Source organism: Vibrio sp. 1CM7H, assembly GCF_023161645.1.
GTDB lineage: Bacteria > Pseudomonadota > Gammaproteobacteria > Enterobacterales > Vibrionaceae > Vibrio > Vibrio diabolicus.
This window is the reverse complement of record NZ_JALNTV010000001.1, coordinates 720,644-736,745: the sequence shown is the minus strand read 5'-3', so window position 1 is coordinate 736,745 and position 16,102 is coordinate 720,644. Positions and strand designations below refer to the sequence as shown.

12 protein-coding genes are annotated in these 16,102 nt (G+C 45.8%); 5 read left to right on the top strand and 7 right to left on the bottom strand.

Annotated elements, in window-relative coordinates:
• Nucleotides 1–7 precede the first annotated feature (7 nt).
• On the bottom strand, nucleotides 8–988 hold the full coding sequence (gene cra / locus MSG33_RS03135) for a catabolite repressor/activator (RefSeq protein ID WP_042520802.1): 981 nt from the start codon (nucleotides 986–988) through the stop codon (nucleotides 8–10).
• A gap of 374 nt (nucleotides 989–1,362) precedes the next feature.
• Here cra and fruB point away from each other — a divergent pair, with 374 nt between their 5' ends.
• From fruB to fruA, 3 genes are read left to right on the top strand one after another with little or no spacing between them, the layout of a single operon-like run.
• Nucleotides 1,363–2,496, top strand: coding sequence for a fused PTS fructose transporter subunit IIA/HPr protein (gene fruB, locus MSG33_RS03130; RefSeq protein ID WP_237311006.1), 1,134 nt, complete (start codon nucleotides 1,363–1,365; stop codon nucleotides 2,494–2,496).
• Nucleotides 2,497–2,505: 9 nt separating this feature from the next.
• Nucleotides 2,506–3,477, top strand: coding sequence for a 1-phosphofructokinase (gene pfkB, locus MSG33_RS03125; RefSeq protein ID WP_248379818.1), 972 nt, complete (start codon nucleotides 2,506–2,508; stop codon nucleotides 3,475–3,477).
• Between the two features lie 18 nt (nucleotides 3,478–3,495).
• On the top strand, nucleotides 3,496–5,235 hold the full coding sequence (gene fruA, locus MSG33_RS03120; RefSeq protein WP_248379816.1) for a PTS fructose transporter subunit IIBC: 1,740 nt from the start codon (nucleotides 3,496–3,498) through the stop codon (nucleotides 5,233–5,235).
• A gap of 82 nt (nucleotides 5,236–5,317) precedes the next feature.
• Here the strand turns inward: fruA and MSG33_RS03115 are convergent, their stop codons facing one another.
• The 4 genes from MSG33_RS03115 to MSG33_RS03100 all read right to left on the bottom strand — a co-directional run bounded on the left by MSG33_RS03115 (nucleotide 5,318) and on the right by MSG33_RS03100 (nucleotide 11,400).
• Nucleotides 5,318–6,031: a hypothetical protein gene (locus tag MSG33_RS03115; RefSeq protein WP_248380545.1), complete on the bottom strand. Its 714-nt coding sequence runs from the start codon at nucleotides 6,029–6,031 to the stop codon at nucleotides 5,318–5,320.
• A gap of 175 nt (nucleotides 6,032–6,206) precedes the next feature.
• The gene (locus MSG33_RS03110) at nucleotides 6,207–9,266 is read right to left on the bottom strand and encodes an efflux RND transporter permease subunit (protein WP_248379814.1); all 3,060 of its coding nucleotides are present in this window, start codon (nucleotides 9,264–9,266) and stop codon (nucleotides 6,207–6,209) included.
• Nucleotides 9,266–10,327, bottom strand: a complete 1,062-nt coding sequence (locus tag MSG33_RS03105; RefSeq protein ID WP_048625001.1) for an efflux RND transporter periplasmic adaptor subunit — start codon at nucleotides 10,325–10,327, stop codon at nucleotides 9,266–9,268. Before MSG33_RS03105 ends, MSG33_RS03110 begins: the two co-directional genes overlap by 1 nt.
• Nucleotides 10,327–11,400, bottom strand: coding sequence for an efflux RND transporter periplasmic adaptor subunit (locus MSG33_RS03100; protein WP_248379812.1), 1,074 nt, complete (start codon nucleotides 11,398–11,400; stop codon nucleotides 10,327–10,329). Before MSG33_RS03100 ends, MSG33_RS03105 begins: the two co-directional genes overlap by 1 nt.
• Nucleotides 11,401–11,560: 160 nt before the next feature.
• Here MSG33_RS03100 and vdeR point away from each other — a divergent pair, with 160 nt between their 5' ends.
• Nucleotides 11,561–12,289: an efflux transporter transcriptional repressor VdeR gene (gene vdeR, locus MSG33_RS03095; protein ID WP_006742273.1), complete on the top strand. Its 729-nt coding sequence runs from the start codon at nucleotides 11,561–11,563 to the stop codon at nucleotides 12,287–12,289.
• 133 nt (nucleotides 12,290–12,422) lie between these two features.
• Here the strand turns inward: vdeR and gcvT are convergent, their stop codons facing one another.
• Together gcvT and MSG33_RS03085 are read right to left on the bottom strand one after the other, a co-directional pair.
• Nucleotides 12,423–13,541 (bottom strand): glycine cleavage system aminomethyltransferase GcvT, encoded by a 1,119-nt coding sequence (gcvT, locus tag MSG33_RS03090; protein WP_150916667.1) that lies wholly within the window; start codon nucleotides 13,539–13,541, stop codon nucleotides 12,423–12,425.
• 259 nt (nucleotides 13,542–13,800) lie between these two features.
• On the bottom strand, nucleotides 13,801–14,424 hold the full coding sequence (locus MSG33_RS03085; protein WP_005395176.1) for an XRE family transcriptional regulator: 624 nt from the start codon (nucleotides 14,422–14,424) through the stop codon (nucleotides 13,801–13,803).
• Between the two features lie 377 nt (nucleotides 14,425–14,801).
• On the opposite strand from MSG33_RS03085, the gene MSG33_RS03080 reads away from it, so the two are divergent.
• On the top strand, nucleotides 14,802–16,097 hold the full coding sequence (locus MSG33_RS03080; protein ID WP_005395177.1) for a serine hydroxymethyltransferase: 1,296 nt from the start codon (nucleotides 14,802–14,804) through the stop codon (nucleotides 16,095–16,097).
• Nucleotides 16,098–16,102: the final 5 nt, after the last annotated feature.

The following is a 16,102-nucleotide window of genomic DNA, read 5'->3' as shown; positions in this document are numbered from 1 at the left end:
AACCTGTTTAGTGACGTTTAACAATTTTACGTGGAATCAACTCAACACCCGGTTTATAACGCTTGGCGGAAGCGTTGAGTGCTAACTCCATTGCGCTGTCCGCGATCAACTCAAACTGTTGAGGCAAAGAATTGATTTTCACAGGCAAGAAGTCCAGCAGTCGATTATCACCAAATGTCGCTAAACGCACCTTTCCCATCAGTTCTGGTTTTTCTAGCATTACATCCAACACACCTTCTAACAGTGTGTATGACGTTGTAACAATGGCATCTGGCAATGCGTTCTCTGTTAACCAACTCTCTAAGACTTTCTTGCCTTCTTCCCGGGAGAAGTGTTGTCCATAACCCACTGTTGCCGTTTTGCCACCTTGTTGAGAAGCAGATAGAAAACCGAGCTCACGCTCTTTTGAGACTTGAAGATCTTGCAATGCACCGATTAAGCCAATGGACTTAATATCTTCGGACAGTACTGACTGAGTGAGTTCAAGTGCGGCGTCAAAATCTTCGCTGATGACACAACAAAAGTGCTCATCATCCATTGGACGGTCTAGCGCGATAACTGGCGTACCAGAATTTTGCAACTTAAGATAATACTCGTTTGCAGTGGGCATACCACTTGCCACAAACAACGCATCAATGCGACGACTGACTAATGCTTCCGCCACCTTTTGCTCTGTATCAGGATCATCATCAGAGCAGCCAATCAAAATTTGGTACCCCGCTTTCCGGGAGTTCTGCTCTATCAGCTTTGCAAGACGCGCATAACTGGTGTTCTCTAAGTCTGGGATGATAAGCCCAAATGAGCGTGAATTACCTGCCCGCAAGGAAGACGCCGCATGATCTGGCTTATAATTGTACTCATCTACAACGGCCATCACCTTTTTCTGAGTCTTCTCGCTGATGCGGTATTTCTGCGCTTTTCCGTTAATCACATAGCTTGCAGTTGTCTTAGAAACACCCGCTAATTTGGCTATTTCATCCAGTGTCATATTCTAAACCTTATTCTGTGCGCGCGATCATATTAATACATCAACGATCTTTCGATAAGTTGAATTATAAGCTGAACCGATTCAGTATAAAAGCTGAAAGGATTCAGCAAAACTTAAAAATTGACGTAAATCACCTGAATACACAACAAACCAATTTGTAGGCTAGGCTATAGGACAGCGCCAAAGACTCATTTGTTAACGTCAGTTTTTAAAACAGTTTTTCTGAGTCTTTTAAAAAATTTACCAACAAGCTGAATCGATTTAGCTTGAAAGATAGAAAGGTTTGAGGAGTGATAAGCGCTCAGCAGAAGCAGCGTTCAACTTCTCACACAGAATACATTTTTAAATTGATACCTTAAGGCTGGAGAAGCACCATGCTTAAGCTAAATAAGAACGACATTACCCTCTCGCAATCAGCGACAGATAAGTTTGAAGCAATAAAGAGTATTGCTCATAGCCTGACTGATAAAGGCCTAGTTGAGCAAGGTTACGTTGAAGGCATGCTAAACCGTGAAAACCAAAACTCTACGTTTTTGGGGAACGGTATTGCCATACCGCACGGTACAACCGACACTCGCTCAATGGTGAAAACAACGGGTGTTGCTGTGCATCACTTTCCACAAGGTGTCGACTGGGGCGATGGTAACACGGTATTCGTCGCTATCGGCATTGCAGCTAAATCTGATGAGCACCTTGGCATTCTTAAACAGCTAACGAAAGTGCTAGGCGCTGACGGCGTAGAAGAACGTCTACGTAATGCAAAAAATGAAGACGAGATTATTGCCCTGCTCCACGGTGATGTTCAGCTTGAAGCAGACTTTGACGCCTCTTTAATTCAACTTATGTTCCCTGCGAGCGATATGCTACAAATGAGTGCTGTTGCTGGTGGTCTTTTGAAAAACACGGGCTGTGCTGATAACGAGTTCGTCGCAGATCTCGTTACCAAAACACCAACTCACTTAGGTAATGGCCTTTGGTTAATTGGCAGTGACAAACATGTAACTCGCACAGGCGTGTCATTTGTCTCGACGGCAAACGACTGCGAATATGAAGGTCAAAAAGTGCGTGCACTTGTCGCGTTTGCGGCATGTAACAATGCTCACCAGCCTATCCTAAAAACGCTTTCTAATATCGTGTTTAACAATGAGCACGGCAAGCTTTTAGATGCATCAGTAGAACAGATTCTTGCTTTGTTTAAAGGTGAAGAAGTCACAGCCGCATCCTCAGAAGAAGGCAATACCGCTGTATTTAAAATCAAAAACTCTCATGGTTTACATGCTCGTCCGGGTGCAATGTTAGTGGCGGAAGCGAAAAAATTTGAATCCACTATTCGCGTTGCCAACCTAGACGGTGATGGCAAAACAGTAAACGCGAAGAGCCTAATGAAAGTCATTGCGCTTGGCGTTAAGCACGGTCACCAACTTCAATTTACTGCGGAAGGCCCTGATGCACCGCAAGCCTTGGAGTCTATCGGGAATGCTATCGCTTCTGGCCTTGGTGAAGGTTAAGGAGCCGATATGACGAACAAAACAAGTAAAGTTGTCACTATTACGCTCAACCCGGCATTAGATTTAACAGGTTCAGTAAATGAGCTAAACGTTGGTTCCGTGAGCCTAGTGCAGCAAAGCAATCTCCATGCTGCAGGTAAAGGTGTCAACGTAGCAAAAGTGTTGAGCGATTTAGGCGCAGATGTCACGGTTACCGGCTTTCTTGGTAAAGATAACCCTGAGCTATTCCATCAGCTTTTCAATGACATCGGCGTTAAGAATGAGTTTGTAGAAGTACAAGGTGCCACTCGTATCAACGTCAAGCTCGTTGAGGCTAATGGCAACGTTAGTGACATTAACTTCCCTGGTGTTCAAGTAACGGCTGACGAAATTGCTCGCTTTGAGGAGACGCTATTCCGTCTCGCAGAGACTCACGATTACTTTGTGCTTGCGGGTAGCTTACCTGGTGGCGTAACCGCCGAACAATGTGCTGCGTGGATAAACGCACTGCATCAACAAGGCAAAAAGGTGTTGTTCGACAGCAGTAAAGCCGCATTGAAATCAGGTATTGAGGCTCACCCATGGTTGATTAAGCCTAACGATGAAGAACTTGGTGATTTTGTTGGCGAACACCTAGAAACACCAGAACAATGCCAAGCCGCCGCGCAAACACTGAGTGACAAAGGCATCGAGAACATTGTTGTGTCGATGGGCGCTGACGGTGTGATGTGGCTAAACCAAGGCAAATGGCTTCGTGCACAACCCCCTCGAATGAATGTGGTAAGCACCGTTGGCGCAGGCGATACGCTAGTTGCTGGCTTGTGTTGGGGCCACATGCAACTGATGCCGAAAAACGATTTATTGCGCTTCGCTACAGCACTTTCTGCCTTGGCAGTTAGTCAAGTCGGCGTAGGGCTAACCAGTCAGGAAGAACTGGAGAACATCAAGCAGCAAACTGAAGTTAGCGAGCTTTACCCTATTACAAACTTAGAACAAAACTAAGGAACAGAAGGTTATCGTATGAATATTGCCATTATTACTGCCTGTCCGAGCGGTGTTGCAAATAGCATCCTTGCGGCAGGGTTACTAGAACAAGCAGCCGCAAAATTAACCTGGAATGCAAAAATCGAATGTCAATCAAGTGTGGTTGAACCTACACTGCTGACGGAAGCTGACGTTGAACAAGCAGAAGTCATTATCATTGCTGCAAATACTAGCGTGGATACTTCTCGTTTCGTAGGGAAAAAGGTTTACCAAGCGGAAATCAGCGAAGTAGCAAAAGACGCAACTACGTTTCTCCAGCAAGCGGTTGAAAACGCCACTTTACTTGAAAAAGCAACCACACTTGCAGCCCCTAGCACTGCTGAAGCAACATCAGCAGCGAAGAAAATTGTCGCAATCACCGCTTGTCCTACTGGCGTTGCGCATACCTTTATGGCAGCAGAAGCGCTAGAAGAAGAAGGCAAACGCCGTGGCCATCAAATCAAGGTGGAAACTCGTGGTTCAGTTGGTGCGAAAAACCAACTGACAGATCAAGACATCGCAGACGCTGATCTAGTGATCATTGCTGCAGATATCGAAGTGCCACTTGATCGCTTCAACGGCAAAAAGATGTACCGCACGAAAACAGGCCCAGCTCTGAAGAAAACAGCCGAAGAGATGGACAAAGCATTCGAGCAAGCCACGATTTACCAACATTCAGGTTCTGCAAATTCTGCTTCGGCAGCAGACGAGAAGAAAGGCGCTTACAAACACTTGATGACAGGGGTATCGCACATGCTGCCTGTGGTTGTCGCTGGTGGTTTGATCATCGCCCTATCGTTCGTGTTTGGTATTGAAGCATTTAAAGAAGAAGGCACGCTAGCAGCAGCGTTGATGAACATTGGTGGTGGCTCTGCATTCGCATTGATGATTCCTGTTCTTGCGGGTTACATCGCGTTCTCAATTGCTGACCGTCCGGGTCTGGCTCCTGGTCTTGTTGGCGGTATGCTAGCAAGTTCAACGGGTGCTGGTTTCCTAGGAGGTATCGCAGCTGGCTTCATTGCCGGTTACGCGGCGAAGCTCCTTGCGGACAAAGTAAAACTCCCACAATCGATGGAAGCGCTTAAACCAATTCTGATCATTCCATTTGTGGCAACACTGTTCACAGGCCTTGTGATGATCTACATCGTAGGTGGCCCAGTTTCAGGCATCATGAACGGCCTGACTGACTTCCTAAACAACATGGGATCTGACAGTGCAGTTCTGCTAGGTATTATCCTTGGTGCGATGATGTGTTTCGACCTAGGTGGCCCAGTAAACAAAGCCGCTTACGCATTTGGCGTCGGTCTATTGGCTTCGCAAACTTACGCGCCAATGGCAGCAATCATGGCAGCTGGTATGGTTCCTGCGCTAGGTATGGGTTTAGCGACCTTCATTGCGAAGAACAAATTTGAACAAAATGAACGTGAGGCAGGTAAAGCATCTTTTGTATTGGGCCTGTGTTTCATCTCTGAAGGCGCAATTCCATTTGCCGCCAAAGATCCAATGCGTGTGATTCCATCTTGTATGGCAGGTGGCGCGCTTACTGGTGCCCTATCTATGCTGTTCGGTGCAAAATTAATGGCACCACACGGCGGTCTGTTCGTACTGTTAATCCCTAACGCCATTTCACCAGTGTTAATGTACTTAGTGGCTATCGCAGCTGGTACAGCAGTAACTGGCTTTACTTACGCTTTCTTAAAAAGCAAAGCAGAAGCCAAACAAGAAGTCGCAGCTTAAACAGAATTACTCCGCTTAACAATGCCACCCTCGAATTTGGCATTCAGCACCTCCCTTTAATTCCGGTTAAGGGAGGTGTTTTTTATTCCGCAGCCGGAACGGCAACAATGTCTACTTCCCCACTGTTCATATCCACCGTCGCTTTATAAGTACTATGCGGATCACCGTAATGTTTAAAGGTGAAGTGGTATACATTGGCTGGCGTCCACAAAGCTTTCGAATCAGCGGGCATAATGTCATAGCCATCTTGCTGATAAAGCTCTGTCGCCATTACATTCGCAATTGCCGCCTGCTGGTTTGAGTCACGATCCACCTTTGGCTCTAAAGAAGGGTTACTCGGGTAAGATTCACCGTTGTAACTCATGAGTCGATATGAGCCATTACTCCAAACGATGAAATCTTGCCAGCCATTGCTGTAACTATCTGCAAGTACAATAGGCGTGCGAGTGACAGACATTCTATTGATAACGTTCCCCTCGTTATCAAACATATAAGCTGCACAGCCACCGCTGCCACAGAAATAACGGTCTTGTAGCAATACAATGTGTTCTGCATTGCCATCGCTGTTTAAGTCGGCGCTACCCGATATATAACGTAGATTGTCTTGTTCGAGTGAAAGCCCTTCAGGCGCTAAAACCTTGTTATCAATCCAGTTGGAGATGACTTCAGTGCTAACGCTGTTGTTTTTAGGAACGGCTTGCTTAGCCTCTTCTGTAGTCATACTGTCTGTCATAGTACAGCCGACCAAGGTGAAAGAACCGACGAAGAAGAGTCCGTGTAATACGCGCTTGTTCATGTTATCTCGCTCTTTGATGTATCGTTCCATCAGTATACGCATGATTTGCATTGCATTCGTAAGAAAATCATTAGAATCAAGTAAATGAATGGGTTGGTGTACATTGGTAAGATCAAAAAAGCCCTGAAGAAAACCTTCAGGGCTAGGCAGGAAGCTGGCAAATAGCCAGGAGTCCCTATGCAGTGGTCGGTTTTACCCTAAACAGAATCGCAAACATCACTGGCACTACAATCAGTGTCAGTACTGTAGCAAAACCAAGACCTGCCATAATCGTTATTGCCATCGATCCAAAGAAGGCATCGAAGACGAGTGGAATCATCCCCAAGATGGTCGTCAGAGCAGCCATACTTACCGGACGAACACGACTGATCGCACTATCGATAATCGCGAGGTAAGGCTCTTTCCCTGACTCCAACTCAAGGTTAATTTGATCAAGCAACACAATACCGTTTTTCAAAATCATCCCACTTAGGCTCAGCAAACCAAGGAATGCTGTAAAGCTGAACGGCATATTCGTGGTAAGCAAACCAAAGGCAACACCAATGATCGCCAACGGCACGGTGAACCAAATGACCAACGGCTTTTTAATTGAGTTAAACAGCAAAATAGTAATGATGAACATCAACAAGTAACCCATCGGCAACGAACCAAACAGACCTTCTTGCGCATCTTTCGATGATTCATACTCACCACCCCATGTGATTTCGTAACCTTCTGGAATATGCAGTGCCATCACTGTAGGCTGCACACGCGCAAACAAGCTTGCCGCCGTGTCGTCGCTCAACACATCGTGGTCAGCGAGCACAGTTAACGTGCGCTTGCGGTCACGACGCTGAATTAGCGGCTCGCTCCAATCCAATTTAACGCCATCAATCACTTGGTCGACCGGAATATACGTTTGCAGTGATGGGCTCCAAATGGTCACGTTTTGTAGTGATTCAAAGTCCACGCGTTCTTCTTCAGGAAGGCGCGTCATAATTGGCAACGTGTGTGTACCATCACGTAAGTAACCCAACGTGCTACCACCAAACGCCATTTGCAGTGTGCTTGAAAGATCTTCTTTCGAAATGCCCAAGCGACGAGCTTTAGACTCATTGAAAACAGGCACAAGCTCCTTAGTACGCTCTCGCCAATCGTGACGAATGTTTCGGGCACCAGGGTCGGTATGAAGGATGTCTTCAACTTGTACCGCTAAATCACGTAAAACTTGCGGATCGGGACCAGTAATACGCGCTTCGATCTTAGACGCTGGTGAAGGGCCAAATTCCATCAATTTAAATTGAAATGTCGGTGCATCAAACGTCTTCGCAAGGTTAGCGTCTAACTTGTGCAACAAACCGAACATGCTCTCACGATCAGTGGCGCGAACTTGGAACTGGGCGTACGCTTCGTAGCTTTTCTCTGGCTGGTAAGTCAGAGCGAAACGCTGCAAACCCTGCCCAATTGAAGCAGAAACAAAGTCAATATCATCTTGCTGACGAATGTAGCTTTCTACCTCTTCAGCTTTTTTGATCGTTTCGCGGATGTCCGTACCTTCTGGCATCCACATATCAACGTAAAACATCGGCGTGTTCGATGGTGGGAAGAACTGCTGTTTTACATTACCAAATGCCACGACAGCACCCACTAATAGCGCGACCATGCCAGCAACCGTGAGCCAACGGAATCGCAGTGCGAATTTCAGCGATGCGCCAAATACAACAAACAGCCAACCTTTATAGGGATCTTCTTCGTTGGTATCTTGGCCCTTGTCCTCTTCTTTCAACAATAGATCTGCGAGGAATGGCGTCAGCGTAATAGCGGTAATCCAGCTCAAAAATAGTGAGAAACACAGCACCCAGAATAGAGAGCCCATGAACTCACCCGTTGCATCTTGCGACAAACCGATAGGTGCAAAAGCCGTAATCGCAATGATGGTTGCGCCAAGCAAAGGCCACTGTGTTTGCTTTACAATATCGACGGCCGCTTGAACTTTAGTGCGCCCTTTTTTTAGGCCAACCAAGATGCCTTCCACGACCACAATCGCGTTATCAACCAGCATACCCAGAGCAATAATTAACGCGCCAAGAGAAATACGGTGCAGCTCGATATTGTTGTAGTTCATCAAGATGAAGGTACCGAACACCGTCAATAACAGCACGACGCCAATGATGACACCACTGCGTAAGCCCATCGTAAACAGCAGAACGATGATAACGATCGCCACTGCCTCTGCTAGGCTAATTACGAACGCTTTAACGGACTCATCCACTTCATTGGCTTGGTTGTAAAAGTAGTTCATATCGATGCCAGCAGGCTTGATAGACTCAAGGCTCGCAAGCTCCGCATCCAAACGTTCGCCAACCTCAACCACGTTCACACCTGACGCAAACGAGATACCGATATTAATCGCTTTTTGACCGTTAAAGAGTACGACGTTGCTTGGCTTCTCTTGGATACCACGAGAAATCGTTGCTACGTCTTTTAGACGAATTAGGTTCCCAGTGTCACGACCATGAATGATCAAGTTTTCTAGCGCTTCTACGGTGTTTAAGGTACCACTTGGACGAATGACAAGGCTTTCGCCATTGACCATCACTTCCCCTGCTGAAACCACATTATTTTGTTGGTTCAACAAGCTCGCAACCACATTCATGTCTAAGTTCAGCGCGGCAAGGCGGTCAAGAGAGATCTCAACAAACAGCATTTCTTGCTGATCGCCCGTGATATCCACTTTTCCTACGCCATCAACCAGCTCGATTTCACGAGTCAGGTAATCAGCATAGCGTTTTAGCTCGACATAATCGTAGTCATCGCCAGTGAGCATCAGCATCACGCCATAAACGTCACCGAAATCATCAATGATCTGCAAAGATTGTACGCCCTGAGGCAAAGTTGGTCGCAAGTCATTAATTTTACGGCGCATTTCATCCCAAATTTGCGGCAGTTCATCAGGACCATAGTCCATTTCCATACTGACCGTGATTTGAGACATACCATCAGAAGACGTAGAGGTAATTTTGTCTATATAAGGAAGCTTTCGAATCTCTTTTTCTAAAGGATACGTCAGCTCTTCTTCAACCTCTTTCGACGTCGCGCCAGGGTATGTTGAAATGATCATGGCATCTTTAATCGTAAATGCCGGGTCCTCTAGTCGTCCAAGCTCCAAAAACGACGTTAGACCACCAACAGCAAGGATAATAATGAACAACCAGCTGATGACTTTATTTTTTATTGAGTACTCAGCAATGTTCATTATTGTTTATTCTCCACAACATCCACATGTTTACCTTCACGTAATTTACGTAGGTTTGAATTAATCAGAACGTCGCCTTGCTTAACTCCTGACGACACAATGGCTCCGTTGCCATTCACTTGGGAAATCATCACAGGCACCCGAGTGACAACGTCACCCTCTTTTTTCCATACAAAGAACTCATTCTCTTCGCTGCCCGCTTGAAGCGCCGTTACTGGAATACTGTAACCATCGATGGAGGTAATCCCCGCCTTAACCATATCGACCAGAACACTGACGCTGGTTCCCGGTAGAATCTCTGCTTTTGGCTGTGGCATCGTCAAATACATTTCGTAAGTTTGAGTTTCGGAGTTAGGCTCACTTGTGTGCTCTAAATAGTCCAAAGCAAATGTGTCACTAATGCCGGAGAAGGTTGCTCTAGGCTTGTAACTCATGTTGTCTGAATTTGGGTCCACCATAGCGAGAACATTGTCGGAAAGCTCAATACGCACGTACACCAAATCGTTTTGGTATAGGTTCAACACTGGCTCTCCAACTGCCACACGTTCAAAACGCTCTTTGAAAACGTCAGACACTTTACCGGCGAACGGGGCAAATAAACGGGTGTAGTTCAATTGATTGGTGGCGTTATAGAAATTAGCCTCTGCCAACTCTTTATTAGCCGTTAGCTCATCAAGCTCGGCCTTTGAGATCATCTGACGTGCGTGTAGGTCTTCGCCGCGTTTGAGCTGACGAATCGCCAGTGTATATTGCGCTTCTGCGTCATTTACGGCTTGCTTTTCTTTACTGTCATCCAGCTTTGCGATCATTTGGCCTTGCTTAACAACGTCGCCCGCTTTCACCAACACGTGTTGAATTTCTCCCGCGCGGCGGAATGCCATAGGCGTTTGCTCTGCTGGTACAACTATTCCTTTAAAAGCTCGATATTGGCTTTGTACCGGCGCATCCACAGAGATAGTCGACACAAAAAGCGGCTGCTCGACGACAGCTTGGTTTTCATTTTTGCAACCCGTTAAAACTGCAAGCGCAATTGCAGAGATCGTAAATAGAGATCGTTTCATTAAATGCCTCCCTCACGAACCCAAGCTTTCACGACTTGTCCTTCGACCAGTCGCTCAACGCCAGCAACAACAACGTAATCATTGTTATCAAGCCCTGCTTTCACACCTCCAGCGGCATCAAGAGACACTGTGACTTTATTAACTTGCTGTGTGTTTCTGTCCATTACCCACACTTCGCCTTGCGTCTCTTTTTTGTTTACCCAAGCGGATTGAGGCAACGTCATCGCGTCCGATAGATGTTGTTTAGCTATGTGTACCTGCCCTGTCATACCTGTTAGCAAATTGCGATCTTCTGGTCGAGTAATGGTTACGATCGCCTCATAACTGTTGGTATCGACATTTGGCTGAGTCGAAATTTCTTTAAATTTTCCAGGGATACGTTTTCCTGGCTCGCTATCCATCGTCACCCACATATCGGAATTTTGCAGTGACTCAAGTGATACGGATTCCGCATAACTGACTGGCAGTGTGAACGACACATCTAAGGTCGTGTTATCGATAAGATTCAGGATCTCTTGCTTCTCTGCTACCACTTGAAACGGATTGACATAGGTGTATGACACGATGCCATCAAAAGGCGCGTGAATCTTGGTATAACTCAAATCTGTTTTGGCTTGTTCGTGGTTTGCCAATGCCGCTTTATATTGAGTTTCTTTCTGGTCGTACTCATCTGTACTAATCAGCTTTTTTCCATAAAGGTTTTTCGCGCGATCCCATTGCGTTTTTGCTAACGCGAATTGTGCTTGAGAGGCGTCTAACGCAAGCTGAAGATCTTTAGGGTCTAACGTTGCAAGCACTTCACCTTTTTTTACCTCTTGGCCCATGCGAACAAGTAATTCATCGACCTCACCACCCACCTGAAAAGAAAGCTGTGCGCGATGTGTCGCATCAATACGCGCTAAAAAGGCATGCGAGTCTTCAACTTCTAGATCTTTCACCGCCAGTAATTTTACAGGTTTGATTAAAGGTTCAGACGGCTCGGAAATGGCTTTGTTACACCCAGTTAGCATGCCAGAGAGACTTAATGTCACCACAGCACCAACTAAAGTGCGCTTTAAATATTGTTTTCGCACCCGCTTTCTCCGTAGGTTTATATATTACACAGTTGTGCAGTATATGCAGAATTTGAAATTGATCAACATATTTTCCAGGTGGAAAGCAAATTAATTAGTCAAAGCGTCCGGTTTCTGGTAAAAGTAAGCGCGTTGATCAATATTCGGGAAAATTCGAACTATGAATGAAAGAAAGCAGGGGCGTAGAAGTGCTGAAGCCGCAGAACAAACTAAGTGTCTGATCCTTAAGGTGGCAGCAGATATGTTTTGTGAACTTGGTTACGAGCGTGTCTCGCTGCGCAATATCAGTGAAAAGGCTGGTGTTTCACATAGTTTGATCCGTCACCACTTCGGCAGCAAAGAGAAGATTTGGCAAGCGGTTAGTGACGCGATGGATGAATTCATGCAGTGCTATATGGCTGAATTAATCAATGAGATGCCTGAGAACACACCTTCGAATAGAAAAATTTATCTGTTCATGGTTCGCATGCTGGCATTTGCGCTCGTTAATCCTCACCCAGTACAGATGATCGCTGATGCTATTCGCCAAGGCGATGATGGTGCCCTGCTGCAGTATTTCTTAAAGTCAAAAGATGAGTTTGCTGCGATATTTACCGGAATTTTTGAGCAGTACAACAGTGAAAACCCTAACGCCCAATTTGATCAGTGGGAATCAAAGTGGCAGATGTTGATTTTTGCACATGGTGCAATCAGTCTTACTCCGATGATGCAAGAGACATGGCCTGACATCGCTGATAATCGCGAAAAAATGCTGATCAAACATTGGGAGTTGTTCAATACGATCATGGCGTCTCAGTTTGGGATTGCAAAAGAAGACATGATTCATCCGGAAAAACTTGAAGATATCGTTATCGACATGTGTTGTACAATCGACAAAGCGGTCGGATAAGGCTGCAGAAACTACGATAACTTCCAAGCGTATATATAAAGCCGATATACATAAAAATACCGAGCTAGAAAGCTCGGCATTTTTGCTTGTTTCTTGCCTCGCGAATACGCGAAGAATGACAATAATGAGTAACCTAACCGCGGTAGTAACGTTGCGGTACAAACGGCATTTTCTCAACCGTCATTGGTAGCATTTTTCCGCGTACTTCAGCGAACAATTCGGTACCAATCGCAGCAAGATCAGCACGCACATAACCCATTGAGACAGGCTTACCTGCATTTGGACCCGCAGTACCGCTGGTGACAACGCCAATTTTAACGCCATCAGCATCAAACAATTCCGCGCCTTCACGGACTGGTGCTTTAGTTTGGCCAACCAAACCGACACGCTTGCGCGCCACATCTTTGGTCTCGATCTGCTTAAGAATAATATCCGCACCTGGGAAACCACCTTCACGTTCACCGCCGATACGACGAACCTTTTGGATGCCCCATAACAAGCTTGCTTCTACAGGCGTAGTTGTTGTGTCTAGGTCGTGACCGTATAGGCAAAGACCACACTCAAGACGAAGTGAATCACGAGCACCAAGGCCAATCCATTCAACTTCCTCTTCCGCGGTCAGTTTACGTGCGAGTTCTTCTGCCTTGTCAGCAGGAACCGAGATCTCGTAACCATCTTCGCCAGTGTAGCCACTACGAGAAACAATGCATTCGGCGCCTAAAATATCGACTTTACAAATATCCATGAACAGCATGTCAGAAACTTCTGGGGCAAAACGCGCCAATACAGCCGCTGCTTTAGGGCCTTGGATCGCAAGCAGAGCACGGTCTTCGATAATTTCTAACTCAACACCAGATGGCAAATGCGATTGTAGGTGTGCAATGTCTTGTTCTTTGCATGCCGCGTTCACAACCACAAAAAGATGATCGCCTAGATTAGCTACCATCAAGTCGTCCATGATGCCGCCCTCTTCATTAGTGAAGAACGCATAACGCTGTTTACCAGACTCAAGATCCACAATATCCACTGGCACTAATGTTTCTAGGAACGCAGCTGCACCGTCACCGAGTAGGCGAAGTTGTCCCATATGAGAAACATCAAACAGACCTGCCGCATCACGAGTGTGTAAGTGTTCCTTTTTTACGCCTAGAGGATACTGAACAGGCATATCGTAACCCGCGAACGGGACCATTTTGGCACCAACTTCAACGTGAAGTGCGTGTAGTGGTGTTTTCAGTAGTTCTTGAGTCATTTTCGTCTCCATTTAGATAGACCCGAGAATGCTATCGGCATTCGATGTGTTTCCAATAATAAACACGGCTCATTCTATTTTGCACGAACAAGACGTAGATCGACTTGCAAAAGTGTGACTCTTAACATTTTAATCACAACAAATCGTACAAAAAAGCGCTTTAATGAGTGTGTTCTCATCAAAAAAGCGCCTTTTCATCATAACGACCACCGACAGCAATCGTTTGCTTTCACTATAGGAAATTTACAATTATTTATCACTATTTGGCTGTCACCCACAAAATGTGCGCATCTTCCTCGCTAACACTGGTCAACATATGTCCCATGTTCGCATCGTAATAGACGCTGTCGCCCTCGCTTAGAACCACAGGTTCGTAGAACTCAGAATAGAACATGACCTCACCAGATAAGATAAGCAGAAATTCTTCGCCATCATGACGAACCCAGTCTTTGTATTCATCAAAACTGCGAGCACGAATTTGGCTCTTAAACGGCATCATTTTCTTATTGGAAAGTTGAGTAGCGAGCAGTTCATGTTCATAGGTTTGCGTTGGGTGTGGTTTGCCTTCATTCTTCTTGGTAACATCCCTACGCCCTGTCGCAACCTTTTTTCTAGGTGGCTCAAAGAGTTGCGGCATATCAATTTGTAAGCCAAGCGCCAATTTTTGCATTGCTTGAAATGTCGGAGAGATCTGCTCATTTTCTATTTTACTTAGTGTAGAACGAGCAAGCCCTGTTCGCTGACTGGCTTCTTCTAGTGTAATACCAAGTTTTGAGCGGATATCCTTGATACGCTGACCCAGCTTTAATGGCTCGATATTTTGATCATTTTGCTCTTTCGCTAACGTCATCGATGGGTATTCATCGTAAATACTTTCTGCCATAAATCCCTCTATAGATATCCTTATTTTTGTCCTACTAGCATTGTGCATGAAGCACATAGTGGATAAAAGTCCACCAAGTGAATTAAACCGTGCTCTTGTTAACAAATTTTGAAATCTTGTTTCCTATAGGAAATTTTTGGTTGATTGTTCCCGCCGCAGGCGCTATGTTACCAACTTGTTAGATGTAGAGATGCATATTTCCGTAAGAGATTGGTAAAGGAAACACGCAATCCGACGGAATTTTTGCCCACATTTAGGGCCGGATGTTCACTCTGTTCTGCTATGCAGTTCAGCTGTTTTGAGGACAAATGAACCACAACCGCAAATCATAATTCATCTATTGCGGGTTCATTTTAAGATTTGGAAGGTCAACTACCATGAATAAGAGTTACCCTAACCACAGCTTGGAAAACTTTTTCTCTACCAACCTCTCTGCGACAGATGATGCTGTCTTTGCTGGAATTCAGGCGGAATCCGCTCGCCAAAACGAACAAATCGAACTTATCGCTTCTGAGAACATTGTTTCTAAAGCGGTAATGCAAGCTCAAGGCACATGCCTAACAAACAAATACGCTGAAGGTTATCCAGGTCGTCGTTACTACGGTGGTTGTGAGCACGTAGATACAGTGGAAGCCATTGCTATCGAACGCGCGAAAAAACTTTTTAATTGCGAATACGCAAACGTTCAACCTCACTCAGGCGCTCAAGCAAATGGTGCGGTGAAACTGGCTCTTCTTCAACCAGGTGACACCATTCTTGGCATGTCTTTGGACGCTGGTGGCCACCTAACACACGGTGCACGCCCAGCACTTTCTGGTAAATGGTTTAACGCAGTTCAATACGGCGTTGATCGCGAAACACTGGAAATCAACTACGACGACGTTCGTGCACTTGCAGTAGAACACAAACCAAAGATGATCATCGCGGGTGGCAGTGCTATTCCACGCGTTATCGATTTTGCTAAGTTCCGTGAAATCGCTGACGAAGTTGGCGCAATTCTTATGGTCGATATGGCGCACATTGCTGGCCTTATCGCAACAGGTGCACACCCTAGCCCATTGCCACATGCGCATGTTGTGACAACCACAACACACAAAACATTGCGTGGCCCTCGCGGCGGTATGATCCTGACTAACCACGAAGACATCATTAAGAAAATCAACTCCGCCGTATTCCCTGGCCTACAAGGCGGTCCACTGATGCACGTTATCGCAGCAAAAGCGGTTGCATTTGGAGAAGCACTTGGCCCTGAATTTAAAACTTATATTGATTCGGTGATCAATAACGCAAAAGTCCTAGCGGAAGTATTGCAAACTCGCGGTTGCGACATCGTAACTGGTGGCACAGACACGCACCTAATGCTGGTTGACCTTCGCCCTAAAGGCTTGAAAGGCAACAAAGCAGAAGAAGCTCTAGAACGTGCTGGGATCACATGTAATAAAAATGGCATCCCATTCGATACAGAGAAGCCTATGATTACATCGGGCATCCGTTTAGGAACGCCTGCGGGTACAAGCCGCGGCTTTGGCGCTGAAGAATTCAAACTCATCGGTAATTGGATTGGTGACGTACTGGATGGTTTGGTGAACAACCCAGAAGGTGACGCAGACGTTGAAAAACGCGTTCGCAAAGAAGTAAAAGAACTTTGCAGTCGCTTCCCTCTTTACCAATAAACGAT